Source organism: Niallia sp. FSL W8-1348, assembly GCF_038006745.1.
GTDB classification, from domain to species: Bacteria; Bacillota; Bacilli; order Bacillales; family Cytobacillaceae; genus Niallia; species Niallia alba.
Window position 1 is genome coordinate 3,571,150 of sequence record NZ_JBBOVV010000001.1, and the last position, 21,610, is coordinate 3,592,759.

At 36.1% G+C, this 21,610-nt stretch carries 22 protein-coding genes; 16 read left to right on the forward strand and 6 right to left on the reverse strand.

Translation table 11 applies throughout. The annotated features are described in order from the left end of the window. The first annotated feature begins 124 nt into the window (after positions 1-124). The 5 genes from NST60_RS16785 (at position 125) to NST60_RS16805 (ending at position 4,848) form a co-directional block, all read left to right on the forward strand. Complete coding sequence (locus NST60_RS16785) at positions 125-658, forward strand: NADPH-dependent FMN reductase (RefSeq protein WP_341099890.1); 534 nt, start codon at positions 125-127, stop codon at positions 656-658. A gap of 144 nt (positions 659-802) precedes the next feature. Beyond that, the gene (locus NST60_RS16790) at positions 803-1,399 is read left to right on the forward strand and encodes a nitroreductase family protein (protein WP_341099515.1); all 597 of its coding nucleotides are present in this window, start codon (positions 803-805) and stop codon (positions 1,397-1,399) included. 284 nt (positions 1,400-1,683) lie between these two features. After that, entirely contained in the window at positions 1,684-2,409 is a 726-nt protein-coding gene (locus NST60_RS16795; RefSeq protein ID WP_016203827.1) for a DsbA family oxidoreductase, read from the forward strand. A gap of 789 nt (positions 2,410-3,198) precedes the next feature. Then, positions 3,199-3,912, forward strand: coding sequence for a GntR family transcriptional regulator (locus NST60_RS16800; protein ID WP_016203826.1), 714 nt, complete (start codon positions 3,199-3,201; stop codon positions 3,910-3,912). A gap of 165 nt (positions 3,913-4,077) precedes the next feature. Continuing rightward, positions 4,078-4,848 carry a MerR family transcriptional regulator gene (locus NST60_RS16805; protein ID WP_341099518.1) on the forward strand — a complete coding sequence of 257 codons (771 nt, stop codon included), beginning with the start codon at positions 4,078-4,080 and terminating at the stop codon, positions 4,846-4,848. Positions 4,849-4,911: 63 nt separating this feature from the next. On the opposite strand, the gene NST60_RS16810 is transcribed toward NST60_RS16805, so the two are convergent. Then, positions 4,912-6,372 (reverse strand): MFS transporter, encoded by a 1,461-nt coding sequence (locus tag NST60_RS16810; protein WP_341099519.1) that lies wholly within the window; start codon positions 6,370-6,372, stop codon positions 4,912-4,914. A gap of 341 nt (positions 6,373-6,713) precedes the next feature. On the opposite strand from NST60_RS16810, the gene NST60_RS16815 reads away from it, so the two are divergent. Beyond that, positions 6,714-7,157, forward strand: coding sequence for a MarR family winged helix-turn-helix transcriptional regulator (locus NST60_RS16815; protein WP_016202494.1), 444 nt, complete (start codon positions 6,714-6,716; stop codon positions 7,155-7,157). 60 nt (positions 7,158-7,217) lie between these two features. On the opposite strand, the gene NST60_RS16820 is transcribed toward NST60_RS16815, so the two are convergent. Further along, on the reverse strand, positions 7,218-7,865 hold the full coding sequence (locus NST60_RS16820) for a GntR family transcriptional regulator (protein WP_101729250.1): 648 nt from the start codon (positions 7,863-7,865) through the stop codon (positions 7,218-7,220). A 156-nt stretch (positions 7,866-8,021) separates the two neighbouring features. Here NST60_RS16820 and NST60_RS16825 point away from each other — a divergent pair, with 156 nt between their 5' ends. The 4 genes from NST60_RS16825 (at position 8,022) to NST60_RS16840 (ending at position 11,283) form a co-directional block, all read left to right on the forward strand. After that, positions 8,022-8,327: a metal-sensitive transcriptional regulator gene (locus NST60_RS16825; RefSeq protein WP_040343087.1), complete on the forward strand. Its 306-nt coding sequence runs from the start codon at positions 8,022-8,024 to the stop codon at positions 8,325-8,327. 12 nt (positions 8,328-8,339) lie between these two features. After that, positions 8,340-8,546 (forward strand): copper chaperone CopZ, encoded by a 207-nt coding sequence (copZ, locus tag NST60_RS16830; protein WP_016202491.1) that lies wholly within the window; start codon positions 8,340-8,342, stop codon positions 8,544-8,546. 85 nt (positions 8,547-8,631) lie between these two features. Next, complete coding sequence (locus NST60_RS16835) at positions 8,632-11,064, forward strand: heavy metal translocating P-type ATPase (RefSeq protein ID WP_341099521.1); 2,433 nt, start codon at positions 8,632-8,634, stop codon at positions 11,062-11,064. Positions 11,065-11,157: 93 nt separating this feature from the next. Next, positions 11,158-11,283 carry a hypothetical protein gene (locus NST60_RS16840; protein WP_263479846.1) on the forward strand — a complete coding sequence of 42 codons (126 nt, stop codon included), beginning with the start codon at positions 11,158-11,160 and terminating at the stop codon, positions 11,281-11,283. A 59-nt stretch (positions 11,284-11,342) separates the two neighbouring features. Here NST60_RS16840 and NST60_RS16845 read toward each other — a convergent pair whose 3' ends face one another. Continuing rightward, on the reverse strand, positions 11,343-12,212 hold the full coding sequence (locus NST60_RS16845) for an aldo/keto reductase (protein WP_016202489.1): 870 nt from the start codon (positions 12,210-12,212) through the stop codon (positions 11,343-11,345). A gap of 68 nt (positions 12,213-12,280) precedes the next feature. Here NST60_RS16845 and NST60_RS16850 point away from each other — a divergent pair, with 68 nt between their 5' ends. Further along, the gene (locus NST60_RS16850; protein WP_341099523.1) at positions 12,281-12,433 is read left to right on the forward strand and encodes a hypothetical protein; all 153 of its coding nucleotides are present in this window, start codon (positions 12,281-12,283) and stop codon (positions 12,431-12,433) included. A gap of 143 nt (positions 12,434-12,576) precedes the next feature. Here NST60_RS16850 and katA read toward each other — a convergent pair whose 3' ends face one another. After that, a complete protein-coding gene (katA, locus tag NST60_RS16855) occupies positions 12,577-14,031 on the reverse strand; it encodes a catalase KatA (RefSeq protein WP_169189046.1) in 1,455 nt (484 codons plus the stop codon). Between the two features lie 389 nt (positions 14,032-14,420). On the opposite strand from katA, the gene NST60_RS16860 reads away from it, so the two are divergent. Together NST60_RS16860 and aroD are read left to right on the forward strand one after the other, a co-directional pair. Next, on the forward strand, positions 14,421-14,951 hold the full coding sequence (locus tag NST60_RS16860) for a shikimate kinase (protein ID WP_341099524.1): 531 nt from the start codon (positions 14,421-14,423) through the stop codon (positions 14,949-14,951). A 26-nt stretch (positions 14,952-14,977) separates the two neighbouring features. Then, positions 14,978-15,742 (forward strand): type I 3-dehydroquinate dehydratase, encoded by a 765-nt coding sequence (aroD, locus tag NST60_RS16865; protein ID WP_341099525.1) that lies wholly within the window; start codon positions 14,978-14,980, stop codon positions 15,740-15,742. A gap of 173 nt (positions 15,743-15,915) precedes the next feature. Here the strand turns inward: aroD and NST60_RS16870 are convergent, their stop codons facing one another. Next, positions 15,916-17,145 (reverse strand): IS110 family transposase, encoded by a 1,230-nt coding sequence (locus NST60_RS16870; protein WP_100525939.1) that lies wholly within the window; start codon positions 17,143-17,145, stop codon positions 15,916-15,918. Positions 17,146-17,717: 572 nt separating this feature from the next. Here NST60_RS16870 and NST60_RS16875 point away from each other — a divergent pair. Further along, positions 17,718-19,091, forward strand: a complete 1,374-nt coding sequence (locus tag NST60_RS16875) for an aldehyde dehydrogenase (protein ID WP_341099526.1) — start codon at positions 17,718-17,720, stop codon at positions 19,089-19,091. Between the two features lie 19 nt (positions 19,092-19,110). Continuing rightward, entirely contained in the window at positions 19,111-20,193 is a 1,083-nt protein-coding gene (locus NST60_RS16880) for a nitric oxide synthase oxygenase (RefSeq protein ID WP_341099527.1), read from the forward strand. Positions 20,194-20,226: 33 nt separating this feature from the next. Here the strand turns inward: NST60_RS16880 and NST60_RS16885 are convergent, their stop codons facing one another. Then, positions 20,227-20,769 carry a hypothetical protein gene (locus NST60_RS16885; protein WP_341099528.1) on the reverse strand — a complete coding sequence of 181 codons (543 nt, stop codon included), beginning with the start codon at positions 20,767-20,769 and terminating at the stop codon, positions 20,227-20,229. A 133-nt stretch (positions 20,770-20,902) separates the two neighbouring features. Between NST60_RS16885 and cdaS the strand changes: the two genes are divergently transcribed. After that, on the forward strand, positions 20,903-21,526 hold the full coding sequence (cdaS, locus tag NST60_RS16890; protein WP_341099529.1) for a sporulation-specific diadenylate cyclase CdaS: 624 nt from the start codon (positions 20,903-20,905) through the stop codon (positions 21,524-21,526). The last annotated feature ends 84 nt before the right edge of the window (positions 21,527-21,610 follow it).

Below are 21,610 nucleotides of genomic sequence, written 5' to 3' on the forward strand. Positions count from 1 at the left end.
TAAAAGTAAGTTACTTTTAATAACTTTTTGAATAAAAGTAAGTCGTATTATTTGCAATTAAATAATCTCAGTATTAGGATAAAAATGTAGTAAAAAATTTTAAAAAAATACGGAGGTTAAAATGATGAAAATTGGAATTATCTTAGGTAGTACTCGTCAAGGAAGAGTAAGTCCACAAGTTGGAGCATGGGTGAAAGAAATAGCTGACAAGCGTGGGGATGCTGAATATGAAATCGTTGATATTGCAGACTTTAACTTACCATTTTTAGGAGCAGCAGAAGGGCAAGAAAATGTGGCAGCTTGGAATGAAAAATTAGCAAGTCTTGACGGATTTGTTTTTGTAGTAGCTGAGTATAATCACAGTATTACTGGTGCATTGAAAAATGCTTTAGATTCTGCAAGAGAAACTTGGAATAATAAAGCAGCAGGGATTGTGAGCTATGGTTCAACTGGTGGAGCACGTGCAGCAGAACATTTAAGAGGAATTCTAGGAGAATTGCAAGTTGCAGACGTTCGTGTTCATCCAACCCTTTCTTTATTTACTGATTTTGAGAACTTCACAACATTTAAGCCATCATCTCTTCATCTAGAAAATATCAATTCAATGCTTGATCAAGTAGTAGCTTGGAGCACAGCATTAAAAACAATTCGTGAATAATGGTTATACATAGAGTAAGGCTTTCAAAGCCTTACTCTTTTGGAAATAAAATGATATCCAGTCGAGAAACTTTTGGAAAGTCATTTTAAGAATACGACAAATGGGTATTATATATATGAAAAAATTTTCGATTGGAGGAGAAAAATGAGTGCATTTTTAGAGGCGATTAAAAACCGACGCTCATACTATGGTCTTAGCAAAGAACAGGTAGTGTCTGATGAAAAAATCCAAGAAGTTGTGAATGAAGCGGTACTTCATACACCATCATCCTTCAATTCTCAAAGTACAAGAGTAGTGATTTTATTAAAGGAACAGCATGATAGACTTTGGGATATAACAGCAGATGAATTGCAAAAAATTGTTCCAGCTGAAAATTTTGCTACCACTAAAGAGAAAATTAGTTCCTTTAAGGCTGGCTATGGAACAATATTATTTTTTGAAGATCAAGAAGTAGTAGAAGGGTTACAAAAGCAGTTTGCGCTCTATGCTGAGAACTTTCCTGTTTGGGCAAATCAAACAAATGCAATGCATCAATTAGTCATCTGGACTGCATTGGAAGAAGTCGGATTTGGCGCTTCCTTACAGCACTATAACCCTCTAATTGATGAGGCTGTACAGGTGGAATGGGATATACCATCTTCTTGGAAGCTCGTTGCACAAATGCCATTTGGTAAGCCAACAATAGAACCCGGAGAAAAAGAATTTAATCCGCTAGAAAATCGCGTGAAAATTTTTAAATAGAGCTTGTTTTAGAAGGACTCCTGAAAAAGGAGTTTTTCTATTGCACAAAGTAAGGCCTTTCCTTTAAAGAAGGTAGAGTTCAAAAAGAATTATTGAGTAGTCTGAATACAGGCAGACTTATGCAAGGTTTAGCGAGACAGTTGAGACAAGGAAAAATCTTGCCCATGGAAAGCTATGTGTATTCAGACTGCTCATATATTGCATGAAAACAGTCAAAGCAAAATAAAAGTAATATTCCTACTACTGTGATAGGATGATAACATCACTATAAAGAAGGTGGAAACATGAAAATTGAAGTATGGTCAGACTATGTGTGCCCATTTTGCTATATTGGAAAACGCCGTTTAGAGATGGCTTTAGAACAATTTCCTTACAAAGATCAAGTTGAAGTAGAATTTAAGAGCTTTGAATTAGATCCTAATGCTGAAATGTATGCTGGTAAAAGTATTCATGAAGTTCTTGCTGGTAAATATAGAATGAGTGTAGAAGAAGCGAAAAATGCGAATAGTAATGTTGGAAGTCAAGCAGCAAGTACAGGCTTGAAATATGATTTTGATAACATGAAACCAACAAATACATTTGATGCACACCGTTTAACAAAGTATGCACAAACAGTCGGAAAAGAAAAAGAGCTAACCGAGAAATTATTGTATTCTTACTTTACAGAAGGAAAATTAATAAGTGATCATAATACGTTAGTAGGAATAGGAAAATCAGTAGGACTTGAAGAAGAGGATCAACGAAAAGTATTAGCAGATTCAACAAGTTTTGCAAATGACGTCAGAATTGACGAGGCACTAGCAAGTCAAATTGGCGTAACAGGTGTTCCATTCTTTGTTATTAATCAAAAATACTCTATCTCAGGCGCTCAACCTTTAGAGACATTCAAGCGGGTTCTTGAGCAAGTATGGCAGGAAGATCATCCAACCCCTAAATTTCAAGATCTTTCAGGTGCAGGTACAGAAGGTGCGGTATGTACAGATGAAGGCTGCGAAATTCCGAAAAAATAATCACATTTATATCATAAAATGAAAGGCTGGGACAAAATATCCCAACTAAATATAAATCCGAACAATTATACGTAAATGCTGATTGAAAAGTTCGTATAATTGTTTGGGGTTTTATTCATTTTAAGAAGGAAGGTTTGTGGTGATCACCCGCAGCCAGCATACACTTCGCTTTCCATGGGGCGAGCCCTCGTTCCTGCAGGGTCTTGGACTTTCTCGCAGCTCCATAGGAGTCTACGTGTATTCAGTCTGCTTCGTATTTCCTACTCATTATATTTTCTTTTTAAAAAAAGGATGAAACGAGTTGGTTTCGCTACTAAATGAGAGATTGTTCGTCTTTACCCATTAGATATTTTGTTTTGTCACATCCTCTTTCTGCATTTCCCCCTTTTTCATCAACAGTTACTTTTCCTAAATCTCCTATTACCGATATGGTTTTCTGATTTTTTTGAAAGCGTTTTTAAAAAGGTATACGATTTATAAGGAAATGTATTATACTATAAATAGAGATTTCAAGGGTGCATTTTTAAAGTATAGACTTTTGTAATTAAATGCTTATAATTAAAAAGACATTTTGTTTTCGTTGAAAAAAGCAAGATTATATTTTATCCCACACTTAACGGGCAGTAAGACTCCCCCCTCAAGCTTATGAGAATACGAGGAAGATAGGTGGGAGATCAACTGTCCGTGAAGGTCCGATTGGTTCAACTAACCATCAGTGGAAGATGAGGAAAACCTCACTGATAGAGTCTTCGTTATAGATTATTTTTTATTAATTAAGGTGGTTCGTTTATGAACAAGTATGAAGCAATAGCAGTTGAAGTGAAACGTCGTATTAAAGAAAACTTTTATCCATTAGATCATCCAATTCCAGATGAAATATCTTTGTCTAAAGAGTTTTCATGTAGCAGAATGACCATGAAAAGGGCATTAGACAAACTAGTAATGGAAGGACTTCTGTATCGAAAAAGAGGGCATGGAACTTTTATTGTTCAATCGGCACTACATGATAGTAGGGTAAATGTGCTAACGAATGAAATATTAGGATTGTCTAAGCTGTTAGATGGAGAAAAGATAGAGAGTAAAATCATTAAATTTGAAGTTCATTTTCCTTCTGAAGAGGTTGCAGCACACTTAGCAATTGATGTGAAAACACCTGTTTACTATTTAATTAGATTACGCTCTGTAAAAAACGAACCATATGTTTTAGAAATTACGTATATGCCAACAACAGTAATTACTGGTTTAAATGATGAGGTGTTATATGGATCAGTTTATGAGCATATTACAAAAACTTTAGGGTTAACAATAGCTGGATCTCATCGGAAAATAAGAGCATGTAAATCGACTGAATTAGATCATGAACATCTTGAATGTGAATTGAATGATCCAATTCTAGAAGTAGAGCATGTGGGTTATTTAAATAATGGTGTTCCATTTGAATATTCTTTTTCCCGTCATCGTTACGATAAATTTGAGGTAACAACCGTAAATTTAAAGCGGTAAATAGATATGGAAAAGCTATGTTTATAAAAGTAGGAAAAAGACTTAATAAAAAAGCAGTTATCATTTTCTTTGTGATAACTGCTTTTTTGCAAAAAAAATGATGAAAAAACTATTTACATTTACGTTACGTCAACGTTTACGATTAAATTGTCAGGAGGTGAAAAAATGGAGTATACCATAAATGCATTAGGAAAGTTAGCAGGAATAAGTACAAGAACATTACGCTATTATGATGAAATTGGCCTTCTTAAGCCGGCGAGAATCAATTCATCAGGATATCGGATTTATGGACAAAAAGAGGTAGATTTATTACAGCAAATTCTTTTTTATCGTGAACTAGATGTTCCATTAGAAACAATTAAGAAAATGATGGCTTCTCCTTCTTTTGACGTCAAAGAAGCTTTAAAGCAACATCATGAAAAACTCCTGGCAAAAAATCAACAGCTTCAGCAATTAATTACAAATGTTGAAAAAACGATGAAAACATTAGAAGGGAGAACGATCATGTCTGATAAGGAAAAATTTGAAGGGTTCAAAAAGAAATTAGTAGATGATAATGAAGCAAAGTATGGAAAAGAAATTAGAGAAAAGTATGGAGAAGACACAATTAATCAATCTAATGCAAAACTAATGAATATGTCTGAAAGTGCGTATCGTAACATGGTAGAAGTAGAGACAGAGCTTTTTTCAACATTAAAAAAAGCAGTAAAAGAAGGTAATCCAGCAGGAGAAGCAGCCCAAAAAGCTGCAGATTTGCATAAACAATGGCTTTCTTTTACATGGCCGGAGTATAAAAAAGAGGCTCATGCAGGATTGGCAGAAATGTATGTTGCCGATGAACGTTTTACCTCTTATTATGATAAAGAGCAAGTTGGAACAACTGCCTTTTTACGAGATGCAATTTTAATTTATACAGGAGTGACTTCTGATAGCTAGGTAATAATAAAAAAGTTCCTTGATTCTCTTTTGAATCAAGGAACTTTTTAAGTAACGGTCAACTTAAGAAGCATTTCGAACTTTTTTCTCTGCTACTTTACGAGATACAGCATATCTCCACCCCGTCAGAATCAAACCAATAAAGCATAAACTGCTAGATACGAGAAATACGACATGCATACCACTAAGAAAAATATCAGGTCTTTCTGGAATAAGGGCAGTCACTCGGTAGCCTGCTTTCATGCTCATAACAGAGAATAAGATGCTTGTCGCAAGAGAAATACCAACAACCATACCTAAATTACGAACCAGTGAATTAATGCTGCCTGCAATCCCCAGTTGTTTTCGTTCCACTGTTGACATAATTAACGAATTATTAGGGGATTGGAAGAGACCAGAACTCGCTCCAAGCATAATGATCCATAAAGCAAGACTTGTAATAGAACTTCCTTCATGAAGGAACGTTAACCCGATTTGTGCGACAATCATTACTAATAATCCAGCAAAGGTAATAGCTTGACCACTTATTTTATCCGATAATGTCCCGCTTATAGGAGCAACAATTGCCATCGTAATCGGAAAGAGCATAAGAATGTATCCTGAATGTAATGCAGACATCCCTAAAATATCCTGCGTGTAAAAAGGAGACAGGATATTAAAACAAAAATTCGCAATAAAAACGATAAATGCACAAAAGATACTAATAGAGAAAAGTGGATTTTTGAAGATAGAAAGTTCCAGCATTGGATTTTCTTTTCGATATTCCACGATGATAAAACTGATAAAGGAAATAGCACCAATAAAGATAGAAGAGATAATCCCCCAATTAGCATAGCCATATTGCTGACCAAGTAATAAACCACCGATTAGAAGAATAATGGCAAAGCTAAATAATAAGCTGCCTGCTATATCTATCTTTGTTTTCGTTAATGTAACATCCTTAGGAAATATTTTCCACGCAAGAGAAATAGCTATAACGCCAATGGGAATGTTAATCCAGAATATATACTCCCATCCTAAGCTGGAAATAATAATTCCACCTAAGCTTGGTCCAGTAATACTCCCTAAAGAGACAAAAGTTCCAATTAGTCCTAATGCTTTTCCTCTTTCTTTTGCTGGGAATATTTCTGTTACAATTCCTTGGCTATTTGCCATTGTCATCGCTGCTCCAATTGCTTGGATAATGCGAGAAATGACTAAAAAGGAGAGTGAGTTACTGAATCCACAGAGGAAAGAACCAATGATAAATAGAACAGATCCCCATTTAAATACTTTTATTTTTCCAAACATATCCCCTAGTTTTCCAAAGAAAAGGATAACGGTACAGATGGTTAGTAAGTAACTAATGACAATCCACTGGGAATTTGCAAAGGCAAGACCTAATTGCTTAGATATAGTTGGGAGAGCAATATTAACAATACTAGCATCAAGAGTAGACATAAATGTAAATATATTTAAAACAGTAAAGATGAGCCATCGTCGTCGATAAACTTCATCATTGTGCTCAGGTACAGAAGCTTGCAAATAATCACCTCATTTATTTAGTTGCATAAGCAACTATTCTTGCTCCATTTTAAAATAAGTTAGTTGCGTACGCAACTATTTTTTTGTATGCTAACAAAGTAGCAGTTTTCTGAAGTACAATCTGTGTCTGGCGTACGAAGCCTAGCACCTATTAATCTTCAGATCATCTCTTTTGTAAGTCGACATCGATTCACTACTAACGTTCATCGAGTTTCCTATATCTCAGTCACGCAGTTTTAGTTTGTATGGCGATGGGCAAGGCATATGCGCTTTCTTGTATGTTACAATCAGTGAAATTAGTGTTAGCTTTCCAAAGGGAAACTATCCGAGGGGGTACCATAATGAATGAGATGCCGATTGGAAGGATTGTCTCGATGATTCACAGACAGAATCAGAAATTCCTTTCAAAGGAATTGAAACCCTATGAATTAGGGAATGGTGGGCAGCAAGCTTTTTTGAAAACAATTATTGCCAAACCGGGGATAAACCAAGACGAACTTTCCTCTCTTTTAAAATTTGATAAAGCAACAACAGCTAGAGCGGTAAAGCATTTAGAAGCTGTTGGATATATCGATAGACATACAGATACTAATGACCGACGATCTAATAATCTATACCCAACAACTAAAGCCAAGAACGTTTTTCCAGAGATACAAAAAGTGTTAGCAAGATTAAATAATGAAATTACGAGAAATTTATCAGAGGATGAAGAAAAACAATTGGTTCAATTATTAAAAAAGATTTATCCAGAATTAATGCACAATACGGGGGAGAAGGATAAATAAGAAAGAGATAAAAAGAGGGGAATGAGAAAATCCCCTCTTTTTAATGAATAGCTGATCGAATTATTTTTCTGCTAAATATGTAGCCAAGCTTAACCAATTGTTTTCAATTAAGGTAGGAAGTTGGGCTTTATCTCCTTTTGATAGACACTCAATAATTTCTTGATGCTGTTCAATCGACTTTTGCCCATCGAAAGAATTAAATTTTAGTAACTCCAGTCGGCGAATTTTAGGAAGAAGGCGACCTAGAGCTATAACTATTTCTGGATTTTGAGATGCCTCTAAAATAACTGCATGAAATTGATCATCCTTTTGAATTGCTTGAAATTTATCCGCTGCTTTTAGAGCTTTAGCAAATTCGTTATTAATTGCTGTCATTTGTTCAACATGTGCGGAAGATAAAGTAGTTAAAGCCAATTTAGCCGCTAATGCATGAAGGGAGGCTACTACTGTAAAGGCATGCATCGCTTGATCTACTTCGATTAAACTAACAATTGTTTCAGAACCTGGAGAAGTTACAATTAATCCTTCATCCTCCAATTTTTTGAGTGCTTCTCGTACTGGAGTTCTACTTACACCGAATTGTTCAGCCAATGTTTTATCATTAATTCTTTCACCGGGCTTTAATTCAAGATGAATGATTGCTAATTTTAATCGTTCATATATTTGTTCTCTTAATGATAGACGAGGAATTTGCGTAATATTTTTCATAGCAATAATATATCATATTTTGGTTATATTAGTGGAAAAGAGCTTCATTCATAAATTTGTCATTATTTATTATTTTACTTTTATACCATACTGGGGTATGATATATGTATACAAAATAAGCAAGGGGGAGTTTTATTGGAGAATAATGAACAGGAAATGGAAAGTTGTCATATCACTAGTGACAGAAGAAGTCACCATTCAGATAAAGTAAAGCAAAACTTAGTTACTAGATTAAATCGAATTGAAGGACAAATTCGAGGGATAAAAGGTTTGATCGAAAAAGATACGTATTGTGATGATGTTATTACGCAAATTTCAGCGACTCAATCTGCTTTAAATAGTGTAGCAAAGATTTTATTAGAAGGTCATTTAAAAAACTGTGTGGTAGAGCGTATCCAAGAGGGAGATATGGAAGTAGTGGATGAGGTTCTAACCACGATTCAAAAACTAATGAAAAAATAAGGAGTGTTCTAAATGGAAAACGTAACATTAAAAGTGGAAGGTATGTCTTGTAATCATTGTGTAAAAGCAGTTGAAGGAAGTGTAGGCGAGCTTGCTGGTGTATCTGATGTTAAAGTTAATTTAAAAGAAGGCTTAGTTGATGTTTCATTCAATGCTAATGAAGTAGCACTAGAAACAATCAAAGAAACTATTGATGAGCAAGGTTATGATGTGAAGTAATTTAATTAGGAAAATGTGCTGTTATAACTGCACATTTTTATTTTCAATAAAATATACCCTATATAGGTATAAGGAGTTTTGTGATATGGCGGAACAAAGTGTCATGAAAAGTAAGGAGAAAATAAAGGAACAAACCTTTGAAATTACGGGAATGACTTGCGCTGCTTGTGCCACTCGTATAGAAAAAGGACTAAATAAAATGCAAGGCGTTGAAAAAGCAACGGTTAATTTGGCACTGGAAAAAGCAACCGTTAAATATAGAGATGGTGAACTTTCCCCAATGGAAATAAAAGAAAAGGTGGAAGGGTTAGGGTATGGCATAGTAACGGAAAAACTTGAATTAGATATTTCAGGAATGACTTGTGCTGCCTGTGCAACAAGAATTGAAAAAGGTCTTAATAAAATGACTGGTGTAAACAAGGCAACGGTTAATCTTGCCTTAGAAAATGCTACCATTGAGTACAATCCAGCAAATATTGTTCCAGATGAACTAATTGGTAAAATAAATAAACTTGGCTATGGAGCAACGAAGAAGGAATCAGAACAAGTCACTGTAAATCAAAAAGAAGCGGAATTAAAGAGACAAAAACGAAAATTTATATTCTCCATGATTTTATCTCTGCCACTTTTATGGGCAATGGTTGGTCACTTTTCCTTTACATCTTTTATATATGTTCCAGATCTTTTTATGAATCCATGGGTACAAATGGCGCTAGCCACCCCCGTTCAATTTCTTGTCGGGAAACAGTTTTATGTAGGAGCATATAAAGCATTGAAAAATAAAAGTGCCAATATGGATGTTCTTGTGGCATTAGGAACTTCTGCGGCTTATTTTTATAGTGTTTATTTATCTTTCGAGTCATTAGGTCATTTTGGCCATCCTGTAGGACTTTATTTTGAAACAAGTGCCATTTTGATTACCTTAATTATTTTAGGAAAATTATTCGAAACGAAAGCAAAAGGAAGATCTTCGGAAGCGATAAAAAAATTAATGGGGCTGCAAGCGAAAACGGCAGTTGTTATTCGCGGTGGGGAACAGATGGAAATACCTTTGGAAGAAGTTTTAACAGGAGAAGTTCTTCTTGTAAAACCTGGTGAAAAAATTCCTGTTGATGGGGAAATTATCGAAGGACAGTCAGCCGTTGATGAATCGATGTTAACTGGCGAAAGTATTCCGGTTGATAAACAAGCAGGCGACACGGTAATTGGAGCAACAATAAATAAAAATGGCTTTTTAAAACTGAAGGCAACCAAGGTTGGCAAAGAGACAGCACTAGCTCAAATTATTAAAGTGGTCGAAGAAGCACAGGGTTCTAAGGCGCCAATTCAGCGTTTGGCTGATCATATTTCTGGTATTTTTGTTCCAATTGTAGTAGGTCTTGCCCTTCTTACATTCTTTGTCTGGTATTTTGTTATCACACCTGGCGACTTTGCAGAAAGTCTAGAGAAGTTAATTGCAGTATTGGTTATCGCATGTCCTTGCGCGCTTGGGCTTGCTACTCCAACTTCCATTATGGCAGGTTCGGGTAGAGCAGCAGAATATGGTATTTTATTTAAAGGTGGAGAACACCTAGAAATGACTCATAAGATTGATACTATTTTATTAGATAAAACGGGAACAGTAACAAATGGAAAACCTGTTTTAACAGATATAGTAACAGAATGGGAAGAAGAAGAATTACTATCCTTAGTTGGAGCAGCAGAAAGTAAATCAGAGCATCCTCTTGCTGAGGCAATTGTCAAAGGAATAACCGATCGTGGGATTGTTCTTCCGGAAACAGCTGACTTTGAAGCAATTCCAGGTTTTGGAATTCGAGCGAATGTGGATGGTAATGACCTATTAGTCGGAACACGGCGATTGATGGATCGTTATCGGATAAATGTTGGAAAAATTCTTCCTAGGATGAAAGAGCTAGAAGCTCAAGGGAAAACTGCAATGCTTATAAGTGTCAATGGCAAATATGCTGGACTCCTGGCAGTAGCGGATACCATTAAACAAACTTCAAAAGCGGCAATTAAACGATTGAAGCAGATGAATTTAGATGTCATTATGATTACGGGAGATAACCAGCAAACAGCAGAGGCAATCGGAAGACAAGCAGGAATTGATCACATCATTGCAGAGGTTCTGCCAGATGGAAAGGCAGATGCTGTGAAAAAGCTGCAACAAAAAGGAAAAAAAGTAGCGATGGTTGGGGATGGAATCAATGATGCACCTGCACTAGCACTAGCAGATATTGGAATGGCTATTGGAACAGGAACAGATATTGCCATGGAAGCAGCAGATATTACACTTATTCGTGGAGATCTACAAGCCATTGCAGATAGTATTTTAATAAGTAGAAAAACAATTACAAACATTAAGCAAAATTTATTTTGGGCTTTTGGCTACAATACACTTGGAATACCAATTGCGGCAATTGGTTTGCTTGCCCCATGGTTAGCTGGTGCCGCAATGGCATTTAGTTCTGTGTCTGTTGTATTAAATGCCCTTCGCTTGCAACGATTAAAACTGTAAAGGGGAAAACAATTTTCTGTTTGTTTCATAATCTAACCCACTTTATCTCATACTAGAATTGTACGTAATAACTACTAGCAGGAGGTAACGAACATGGCGAAGCAGAAAAAGTCTGAAGTAAACAACCAATGGGCAACTGCTAATACAGAAGTTACAAGTAAAAAGCAGCATAAGACAGCAACAGATAACCAATGGGCTTCTACTAATAAGAAACAGTAATGATTTTTGCTGAAAATAAAAGCATACCAATAACAAAATTGGTATGCTTTTTAGATTGTTTAGCTGTTACTTTTTGCAGCTTCCTGCATGGCTTTAAAGCGTTCACTATCATCTGGATTACCAAAGCTTCGTTGATTTGTGTCGAGAGAAGTAATGGTCTTAATATCGTCTGCATCAAGTGCAAAGTCAAATAAATCAGCATTTTCGATAATACGTTGCTCATGAACAGATTTAGGAATAATTATCGTATCGCGATCTAAATGCCATCTTAAAATAACTTGAGCAACTGTTTTATTATGTTTTTTGGCAATCTCAGCTAGAGCTGGTGAATCAAATAATCCATTCTTTCCTTGACCAAGTGGAGCCCAAGCTTCATGTGCAATATCATGCTGTGCCAAATAATTTCTTAATTCCACCTGCTGAAATAACGGATGTGTTTCTACTTGATTTAACATTGGTGTTATTTTTGCAGTTTCAGCTAATTTCTCAAAATGATGAATTTGGAAATTACATACACCAATTGCACGGACTAACCCTTCTTCATAAAGATCTTCAAGTGCTCTCCATGTTTCTTCAAAACCAGGTGCTGCCCAGTGAATAAGGTAAAGATCTAAATAATCTAATTGTAGCTTTCTTAATGATTCACGAAATGCTTTTTTTGTTTCTTCATAGCCGAAATCCGTAACCCAAACCTTTGTCGTAATAAATAATTCTTCACGTGGTACGCCAGCTGCTTTAATAGCATTGCCTACAAACTCTTCATTTTCATATCTTGTTGCGGTATCAATAGAGCGATATCCATTTTTAATGGCAGCAAGTACACTTTGTTCACATTCTTTTGGATCATTTACTAAAAAAACCCCAAAGCCTAAATAAGGAATTTCTACGCCATTGCTTAGTTTCTTTGTCGCATTGATTGATAAATCCATCCTGTCACCCCGTTAGAATAATTTTTTCTATCCTAAGAGTAGCGGTTTCTTAGGAGATTTTCAAATAATTGAGATGGGGAACGGGGGAAAGTAAGAGTTGGAAAGTCGCAAGTAAGAGTTGGGAAGTCGCAAGTAAGAGTCGGGAAGTCGCAAGTAAGAGTTGGGAAGTCGCAAGTAACCCTCAAAGAACTGCAAGCAAACAGCCAATATTTACGAATTAGATACATCCTTAAGTTTGCTATTTACTTGCAATCGTCATAAAAATAGTTTCAAGCCAACTCCAATAGGGAAAAGTCCTAACAACCTCGTCTACATACAAAGAAAAACCCTCCACAAAATAGAGGGTTATTCTACCAAGACGCTATTATTTTACTGTTTCAGGAACACTTAAGCCTAAACCTTCAGCAACTTTTGTGCCATACTCAGGATCTGCTTTGTAGAAGTGACCGATTTGACGAAGTTTGATTTCTTCTAATGCTACAGGTTTCATTGCGCCAACAATGTTTGCCACTAATCTTTCTCGTTCTTCTGTAGACATTAAACGATATAAATCTCCTGCTTGTGTGTAATGATCATTGTGATCGAATGCAACACTTTCTGCAACTCCAGATACAGCAAATGGAGTTGTTTTGTTTTCAGGAGTTTCTTTTGGACCACTAAAGCTATTTGGCTCGTAGTATACTGAACCGCCACCATTGCCATCAAAGCGCATTTGACCATCACGTTGATAGTTATTTACTTCGTTGCGAGGACGGTTAATTGGAAGTGAATTATGGTTTGCACCTACACGGTAACGATGTGCATCACTGTACGCAAATAAACGGCCTTGTAGCATTTTGTCTGGTGAAACCTCTACACCAGGTACTAATGTTCCAGGGGAGAATGTAGCTTGCTCCACTTCTGCAAAGTAATTCTCTGGATTACGATCAAGTACCATACGACCAACTTCGATTAATGGATAGTCTTTTTGTGACCATACTTTTGTTACATCGAATGGATCAAAACGATACGTATCTGCATCCTCTAAAGGCATAATTTGAACATAAAGTGTCCAAGCAGGAAAATCTCCTTTTTCAATAGCGTTAAATAAATCTTCTGTATGATAATCAGGATTTTCCCCAGCAAGTTTAGCTGCTAGATTCACATCAAGGTTTTTAACCCCTTGTTCTGTTTTAAAATGATATTTAACCCAAACGCCTTCTCCATCTTTGTTTACCCATTTAAAGGTATGGCTTCCGAATCCGTGCATATGACGAAGTGTTGCAGGAATACCACGATCTGACATAAGAATGGTTACTTGGTGCAAAGATTCAGGTGAATGAGACCAAAAATCCCATACAGCTGTTGGATTTTTTAAATGTGTTTTTGGATCTCTTTTTTGAGTATGGATAAAGTCAGGAAATTTAATCGCATCCCGAATAAAGAATACAGGTGTATTATTGCCAACAATATCATAATTTCCATCTTCTGTATAAAACTTCACAGCAAATCCACGCGGATCACGAACGGTATCAGCAGAGCCTAGTTCCCCAGCAACTGTTGAAAAACGAATAAACATGGATGTTCTTTTTCCAACTTCAGATAAGAAGTTAGCTTTTGTGTATTTTGTTAAGTCATTGGTTACTTCGAAGTAACCATGAGCTCCTGCCCCTTTAGCGTGCACAACGCGCTCAGGTACACGTTCTCTATTAAAATGAGCTAATTTCTCAAGTAAATGTACATCTTGAATTAAAGTAGGACCACGATGTCCGGCAGTTATGGAATTTTGGTTGTCTCCAACTGGTGCTCCCCAGCTAGTCGTTAATCGATTGTTTGACATATAAAAAATCACCTCATAATTTAGTTCTTTAGCATATATATATTATAATATCATCTCTAAATAAAAATCAATATAATTTTATAATAATTATAAATAAGTTTTTTCGAGAAAATAGTTTGAAAGGTAATTATAAGCTAATAAACGCTTGGAATATGACGGTAATAAGAGAACGTAAGGAAAAACTAATAGAGAACAGATATACATGAATGAGAATAAGAGAAGGAGGAAAGAAGCTAATCTATTTATGGAGAGGAGTATTATATTATTCGCTACATTTTATGAGAGTAGTAACCGATTTATTCCTAATAATCTGCTAGGATATAGGCTGTGTTTCCCTTATAATAAAAGAAAGATTTTTGTCGGACATAGATCATAGGGGGCATTATTTGATGTTGCGGAAGGAATTAGCGAAAGAGAAAAGCATTTTATTAATTGGGTTTATGGGAGTTGGGAAAACGACGCTTGGGAAAGCGCTAGCGGATAAACTCCAACGGGAATTTGTAGATGTTGATCATCAATTAGAAATTATATATAACATGAAGATTACGGAAATATTTAGCCATTATGGAGAAGCATTTTTTCGAGAAAAGGAGAAAGAGATAATCAAAGTGCTCACAGAACAGAAAGGAAAAGTTATTTCTTTAGGAGGTGGGGCTTTTCTGCAAGAAGACGTTCGTAACGTCTGTCTAGAGAATGGGATTGTCTTATATTTAGATATGTCCTTTGAAGCATGGAAGGAGAGAATTCCCTTTATAATCGATAGCAGACCAGTCCTGCATGGAAAGTCGGAGGAAGAAATAAAGGAATTATTTAATGTGCGAAAAGAAATATATGCTAATCATCATTTGAAAGTCACCATGAATGGGAAAGAGCTAGAGGAAATAATAGACTCTATTGTACATTCATTGGATCTCATATAAAAAAGTAAGTTGTTGGAGGGAAAAAAGTGAGCAAAAGCATAAAAGTAAGAGAGGTCATCATTGGGGATGGAATGCCAAAAATTTGTGTTTCTCTTATTGGAAGAACAGAACAAGAATTAAGGGAAGAAGCAGTCTTACTTAAAGAACGGGAAATCGATATAATCGAATGGCGTGCCGATTATTTTTCAGATGTAGATAATATTAATAGAGTGACACAAGTACTTCCCCACTTAAGAAAAACGATTGGGAATATTCCGTTACTATTCACTTTTCGTACTTCAAAAGAGGGAGGCGAGAGACAGATAGACGAGGAGGACTATTTCTCTTTAAATAAAAGTATATTAGAGACGGGAATGATTGATTTACTAGATATTGAATTATTTATGGAAGAAGTGACAATTAAGCAGGTAATAGATATGGCACATTCTCATCAAATTGCTGTCATTTTATCTAATCACGATTTTGAAAAAACTCCGTCGAAGGAAGAAATTGTTTTTCGATTGCAAAAGGCGCAGCAACTAGGTGCAGATATACCGAAAATTGCGGTAATGCCTCAATCTGTAAAGGATGTTTTAACATTATTAGATGCGACGGCTACGATGAAGGAAGAAGCACCAGATCAACCGATTGTAACGATGTCCATGGGAGGAAGAGGAACTGTGAGCAGAATGGCAGGAGAAATATTTGGCTCAGCTATTACATTTGCTGCAGCAAAGAAGGCATCTGCTCCAGGGCAAATTCCTATAGAAGAGTTGAGAAATATATTAACTGTAGTACATAAAAGTTTATGATAAGGAATTCGCATAAGAAACGTATGTTACTTCGCTCTTATGTGAATTCCTTTTTATTTTTTGGCTGTTTGTATGAAAACTCTTTAGGTAAAAGGCAACACTAAGCTGAACCTTCTAAATTTGAACTTTTTTAAAAGGCTAGGAATGATTAAATATAGTGCTTTTGTTATTCATTAAGCAATTTGTTCATTAGTGGGTTCAATACGATACCCTTTCCTTTTTAAGTATTGAATCATTTTTTGTTCTTTACTTTGTTCGAGATCAACATAATCAGGGCCTAGTTCCTGATATGGTTGCCTTGTTTTTAAAATATTGTAAGCAATTGTTAGGATTAAATGAGCGGAAGCGATCCGTGCTTTCGATTTTCCTTGTCGTTTCATAATTCTTTTTCTATGTGCAGATATGCGATTATACTGTCTATCTGTAGCCATGGAACATTCAACAGCGGTGGTTCTTAATGATTTGTTTCCGTACTGAGTTTTACCTGTTTTTTTTTTACCGGCACTCTCATAATTTCCTGGACTCACTCCAGCCCATGAGGCTAGATGTTTAGAACTTTTAAATACTGACATGTCTACACCCATTTCAGCTATAAAGATTGCGGATGCATTTTTATCCACACCCGGTATGGTATCTAGTAGTTCGCACTCCTCTTGATAAGGAATAAGCGCTTGGTCTATGCGTTCAACTACTTTTTCGATTGTTTCATCGATGTGATTGATATGGTCCCAATGGAAACGTAACATATCAATATGATGTTTACGTATTCCACCGTTAAGGGCTTCTGCAATATCTGTTGTGCTCGCCTTAACTCTTGAATCAACCATTTGTTGAAGTTCAAACACACCTATTTTTTCGCCGTTTATTAGGGCTTCAATAATGCGACAACCAGTGACACCAAAAATGTCAGATAAAACAGAAGTTAGTTTAATATTTGCATCCTGTAGAATTTTGTGGATTCGATTGCGCTCAGAAGTTCGTGTATGGATGAGTTTTTTACGATACCGGGTTAAATCTCGCAAATCACGAATTTCTTTGGGCGGTACAAAATTTTTTTCAATTAGTCCAGAACGCAAAAGTTTAGCTAACCACTCCGCATCTTTTACGTCTGTTTTCCTTCCGGGAACATTTTTAACATGTTGGGCATTGGCGAGGATTAATTGGAAGTCACATTCTATAACATTCCAAACGGGCTTCCAATATACACCGGTACTTTCCATTACAGCATCCGTTATTTTGTGTGAGGATAGCCAGTCGCTAAGTGCCAAAAGGCCACTTGTGGTTGTTGGAAAGGTTTGAATCTCTTTATTTGGTTTTTTATCTAATGAACCAAATAAAACACAAGCAACTACTGTTTCTTGGTGTACATCTAGGCCTGCACACCGTTCAATCATAGCTTCCATATAATCACCTCAAAGATTTTTAATACAATACAAGCGACAGAAGTCATCATACAAAATTTTTGTATTCGTGTTTATAAACACATTAGACGGTTCTTTTAAACTGTCACAACCAGTTTTTCTAACGGGGTATCAACTTGTATTGATCCACCAAACAGTCTTCGGACTGGTCGTATTGTACTATTAATTATGGTCAGGTGTTAAGTGGTTTAGACTTTCTATCATGGGATAGGAGCAAGTTTTCATGATAGACGGTGGCGGCGGGTAACGCCGCCATGAGAGTTTTTCTAAAGGATTGTTGTTTTTTCAATAGGAAAAAAGAATTAGTTGGAAAAATGGAGCAGCCGGAATACACGAAGACGCCACGGGGATTAGCGAGACAGTCTGAGACCCCGGAGGCTGAGGAGGCTCAAGCGTTGTCCACGGAAAGCGAAGTGTATTCCGGCTGCGGGTAATCGCAACAAATTTTACGAAAACAGCCTGTTTTTTTGAACAGTGCCTTCATAATACTTGCTTACTTTAAGAAAAAATTGATACACTCATGATTAAATATACCCATTAAGGGAGCGTGAAAAATGGAAGTAAATGAAAGATTAGCACAAACAAAATCATTCTTTTCCACACAAGCAACATTGCCACTTGCTTTTCGAATAGAACAATTGGAAAAATTGAGAAATGCTATTTTAGAAAGGGAGCAAGTCCTCCTAAAAGCATTGCAGAAAGATTTAGGAAAGCATCCTTTTGAGTCGTATGCCTCGGAAATTGGATTTGCGCTTCAGAGCATTCGTCATACAATAAAACATCTAAAAAAATGGATGAAGCCAAAAAAAGTAAGAAGTACATGGAGTCTATTTCCTTCTAAAGGAGAAGTTCTATATGAGCCATATGGAACGGTCCTTATTATAGGTCCTTTTAATTATCCTTTTCAATTATTGATTGAACCTTTAATTGGCGCAATTGCTGCGGGCAACTGTGCAATCCTAAAGCCTTCAGAACTTGTGCCAACCGTTTCAGCCGTTGTAACGGAAATGATTAATACTACCTTTGAGCCAGCTTATATCAGTTCGGTTGAAGGAGGAATAGAGACAAATCAAGCATTGATCCATGCTAATTTTGATTATATTTTCTTTACAGGCAGTACGAAGGTAGGCAAGATTGTGATGGAAGCAGCGGCTCAGCATTTAACTCCTGTAACACTGGAGCTAGGGGGAAAAAGTCCTGTCATCATCGATGAAACGGCTAACTTAACGATAGCGGCTAAGCGTATAATATGGGGCAAGACTTTAAACGCAGGTCAAACATGTGTGGCACCAGATTATATTATGGTTCATGAATCAGTTAAAGAATTATTCATCGTAGAAATGAAAAAAACGCTAGTAAACTATTTTGGAGAAACGATTGAAGATAAAGAGGATTTTGGCAGAATTGTGAGTGAACAACATTTTCTTCGCTTAAGAGAAATGCTAGAAGTAGATCGGAAAGCTATACTGTTTGGAGGAAAAAGTAATCGAGAAACACGTTTTATTGAACCAACGATTTTGGACGCTACATGGGATTCAGCAACGATGCAAGAAGAAATCTTTGGGCCGATATTGCCTATTCTAACGTATAAAGAACTAGAGGAAGCAATCGAATCGATTAGAAAGCTAGATAAACCGTTAGCCCTCTATCTTTTCACAAACAAAAAGGAGACGGAAACGAAAGTGCTTTGTGCCATTTCCTCAGGCGGAGTTTGTATTAATGATGTGTTAACCCATATTGTTCCTCCTAATTTACCCTTTGGTGGAGTAGGTACATCTGGAATGGGAGCTTATCACGGTAAATACAGTTTCACCACTTTCTCTCATCAAAAAAGTATACTCAGAAAGAGTACAAGAGTTGATATTCCAATTCTTTTTCCACCATATACAGAAAAGAAAGAGAAAATGATTCGTAAAGTGCTTAAATAATGATGGGAGGGCTATTTTGTTGGCAAATACACTTTTTGAAGAAGCAAAATTGTTTATTGATACAGCCTATAAGGAACTGAATAAATCAGAAACAGAAATCGAAAATCGTCTAATACAAATAGAAAAAGAGATTAATGAATATGGGGATTATGAGCATACGGAAGAAGAATTAATATATGGTGCAAAAATGGCATGGCGTAATAGTAATCGCTGTATCGGTCGATTGTTTTGGGAAAATCTCCATGTAATAGATAAGCGGCATGTTAAAACAGAAGAAGAAGTAAAAGATGCGCTGTTTCATCATATTTCCTATGCGACAAATGGCGGGAAAATTAAGCCAACTATTACTATTTTTCAGCAAAAAAAGAGGAATCCCTCTTTCCGAATATGGAATCATCAACTTATCCGTTATGCAGGGTATGAAACAGAAGAAGGAATAATCGGGGATCCTGATTCAATCGCTTTTACACACGAGTGTTTAAAGCTTGGCTGGACGGGGGAGAAAACAAATTTTGATATCCTTCCACTTGTTATTCAAATAAATGAGCAAAAGCCGAAGCTTTATGAAATTCCTAAAGAGCTTATATTAGAAGTGCCTATTCAACATCCGGAATATCCATGGTTTGAGGAGCTCGCTTTGAAATGGTACTCTGTACCGATTATTTCGAGCATGCGCCTTGAAATTGGCGGTATTTCTTATACAGCAGCACCTTTTAACGGTTGGTATATGGGTACGGAGATTGGAGCAAGAAATTTAGCAGATGAAAATCGCTATAATATGCTGCCAACAATTGGCGAATGGCTTGGTTTGAATGTGAAAAAAAATGTGACCCTTTGGAAGGATAAAGCTCTAGTGGAATTAAATATTGCTGTACTGGATTCATTTCAAAAGGCAGGGGTAACAATTGTCGATCACCATACAGCAGCACAGCAATTTAAGACGTTTGAGAATAAAGAAAAAGAAAAAGGGAGAGATATTACGGGGAATTGGGCATGGTTGATACCACCGCTATCTCCTGCAACGACTCATATATTTCATAAACGATACAATAACGATGTGAAAAAACCAAATTATTTTAATCAAAAAAACCCATTTGCCTAAATGGTAGAATAAGAGTGGAACTTTTTGTATAGATTAGTTCCCTCTAAATTCCGTAATTCCAAATGTTTGATCATAGTTATAACCATTAAAGTAAATATCTAAATCATGAAAATATCGATGCAGATTTCGCATAGCAACTCGATCATCCTTCTCTGCCACTACTTTCGCATTTGTGGCAATATCATTTATATCTTCTGCAATTTGTTCATCGGCAACTTTAATGTCCTTTAGTCCATTCAGAATAGATAATGCCGCTTCTTTTTGCTTTTCGTAGCTTGTTGTTTCAAGTCTCCCCCAACCTAATGTTTCGTTATAAAAATCATGCCAATTAGAAATAAAAGTATGTCCGCTAGTGCCATTTGTTAAAACAACAACTTCTTCATCAACAGGCGTATTAACTTGCTTTGTATCAAAGTTTTCTTCTGTTTCAGTGGAAGCTTGTTTTACTACAGAGCGCTCATTTTCTGTCTGTAAGGGAGATTTCTTGTCAAAAAGTGCTTGCATAACAAAAAAGGAAGAAACACTAATTGCTGTAACGGATAGTAAAATAATAATAGTCCAAGTCCAAAATTTCATATGTAAAATATTACCTCCTTTTGAAATGTTCAACTACTAGTCTATCATTTGTCAAATATGAATTCAATCATGCAAAACTAGTTGAATAAATTCAATCAAGCTGGACAACGTAACAAAAAAGGGGAGTGTTAAGATGGGCGGAGAAAAACATTTACCTAAGGAATTTAATCATCGCATGCACCACTTATTGGATCAATTACAAGATAAAATTGGAGATCTAAAGCAGACGATGGACGAAAAAGATTGCTGTATCTTAAATGACTTTGAAGAAGTAAATAAGTTATTTAAAAGTATCCATCACAATGCAGCTACATTTTATTTGCAACTATATTTAGAGCCTTATACGAAGCATCTAGAAATTCTCACTGCATGTGCACAAGCTCTATCCGAAAAACGCCATGGTGCATTAATCGCCATTAAGCGAAAAGATGCTATTGATACACTGGTTCATTCTGGAGTTCCGTTGCATGCAAAATTGTCGGCATCTTTACTAGAAGCAATTTTCTATCCAGGCAATCCATTGCACGATGGGGGAGTGTTAATCGAGGAAGATACGATTATATCTGCGGGGAATATTTTTCCTTCTGCAGTCCACTTTAAAGGCAAGGAAAAAGTAGGGACAAGACACCGTGCAGCTATTGGTTTAAGTGAGATATCTGATGCGTTAGTGATGGTTGTATCAGAAGAAACAGGAAGAATATCATTTGCCTTAAGCGGCGCATTGTACCCAATCCAGCCTGGAGGTATAAGCTTGTAGCATGTCTTTATAAAAAGAGATAGCAAAGGGATAATCTTATAATTAATGAAACAATGAAAAAAAAGACCATTTTTGGTCTTTTTT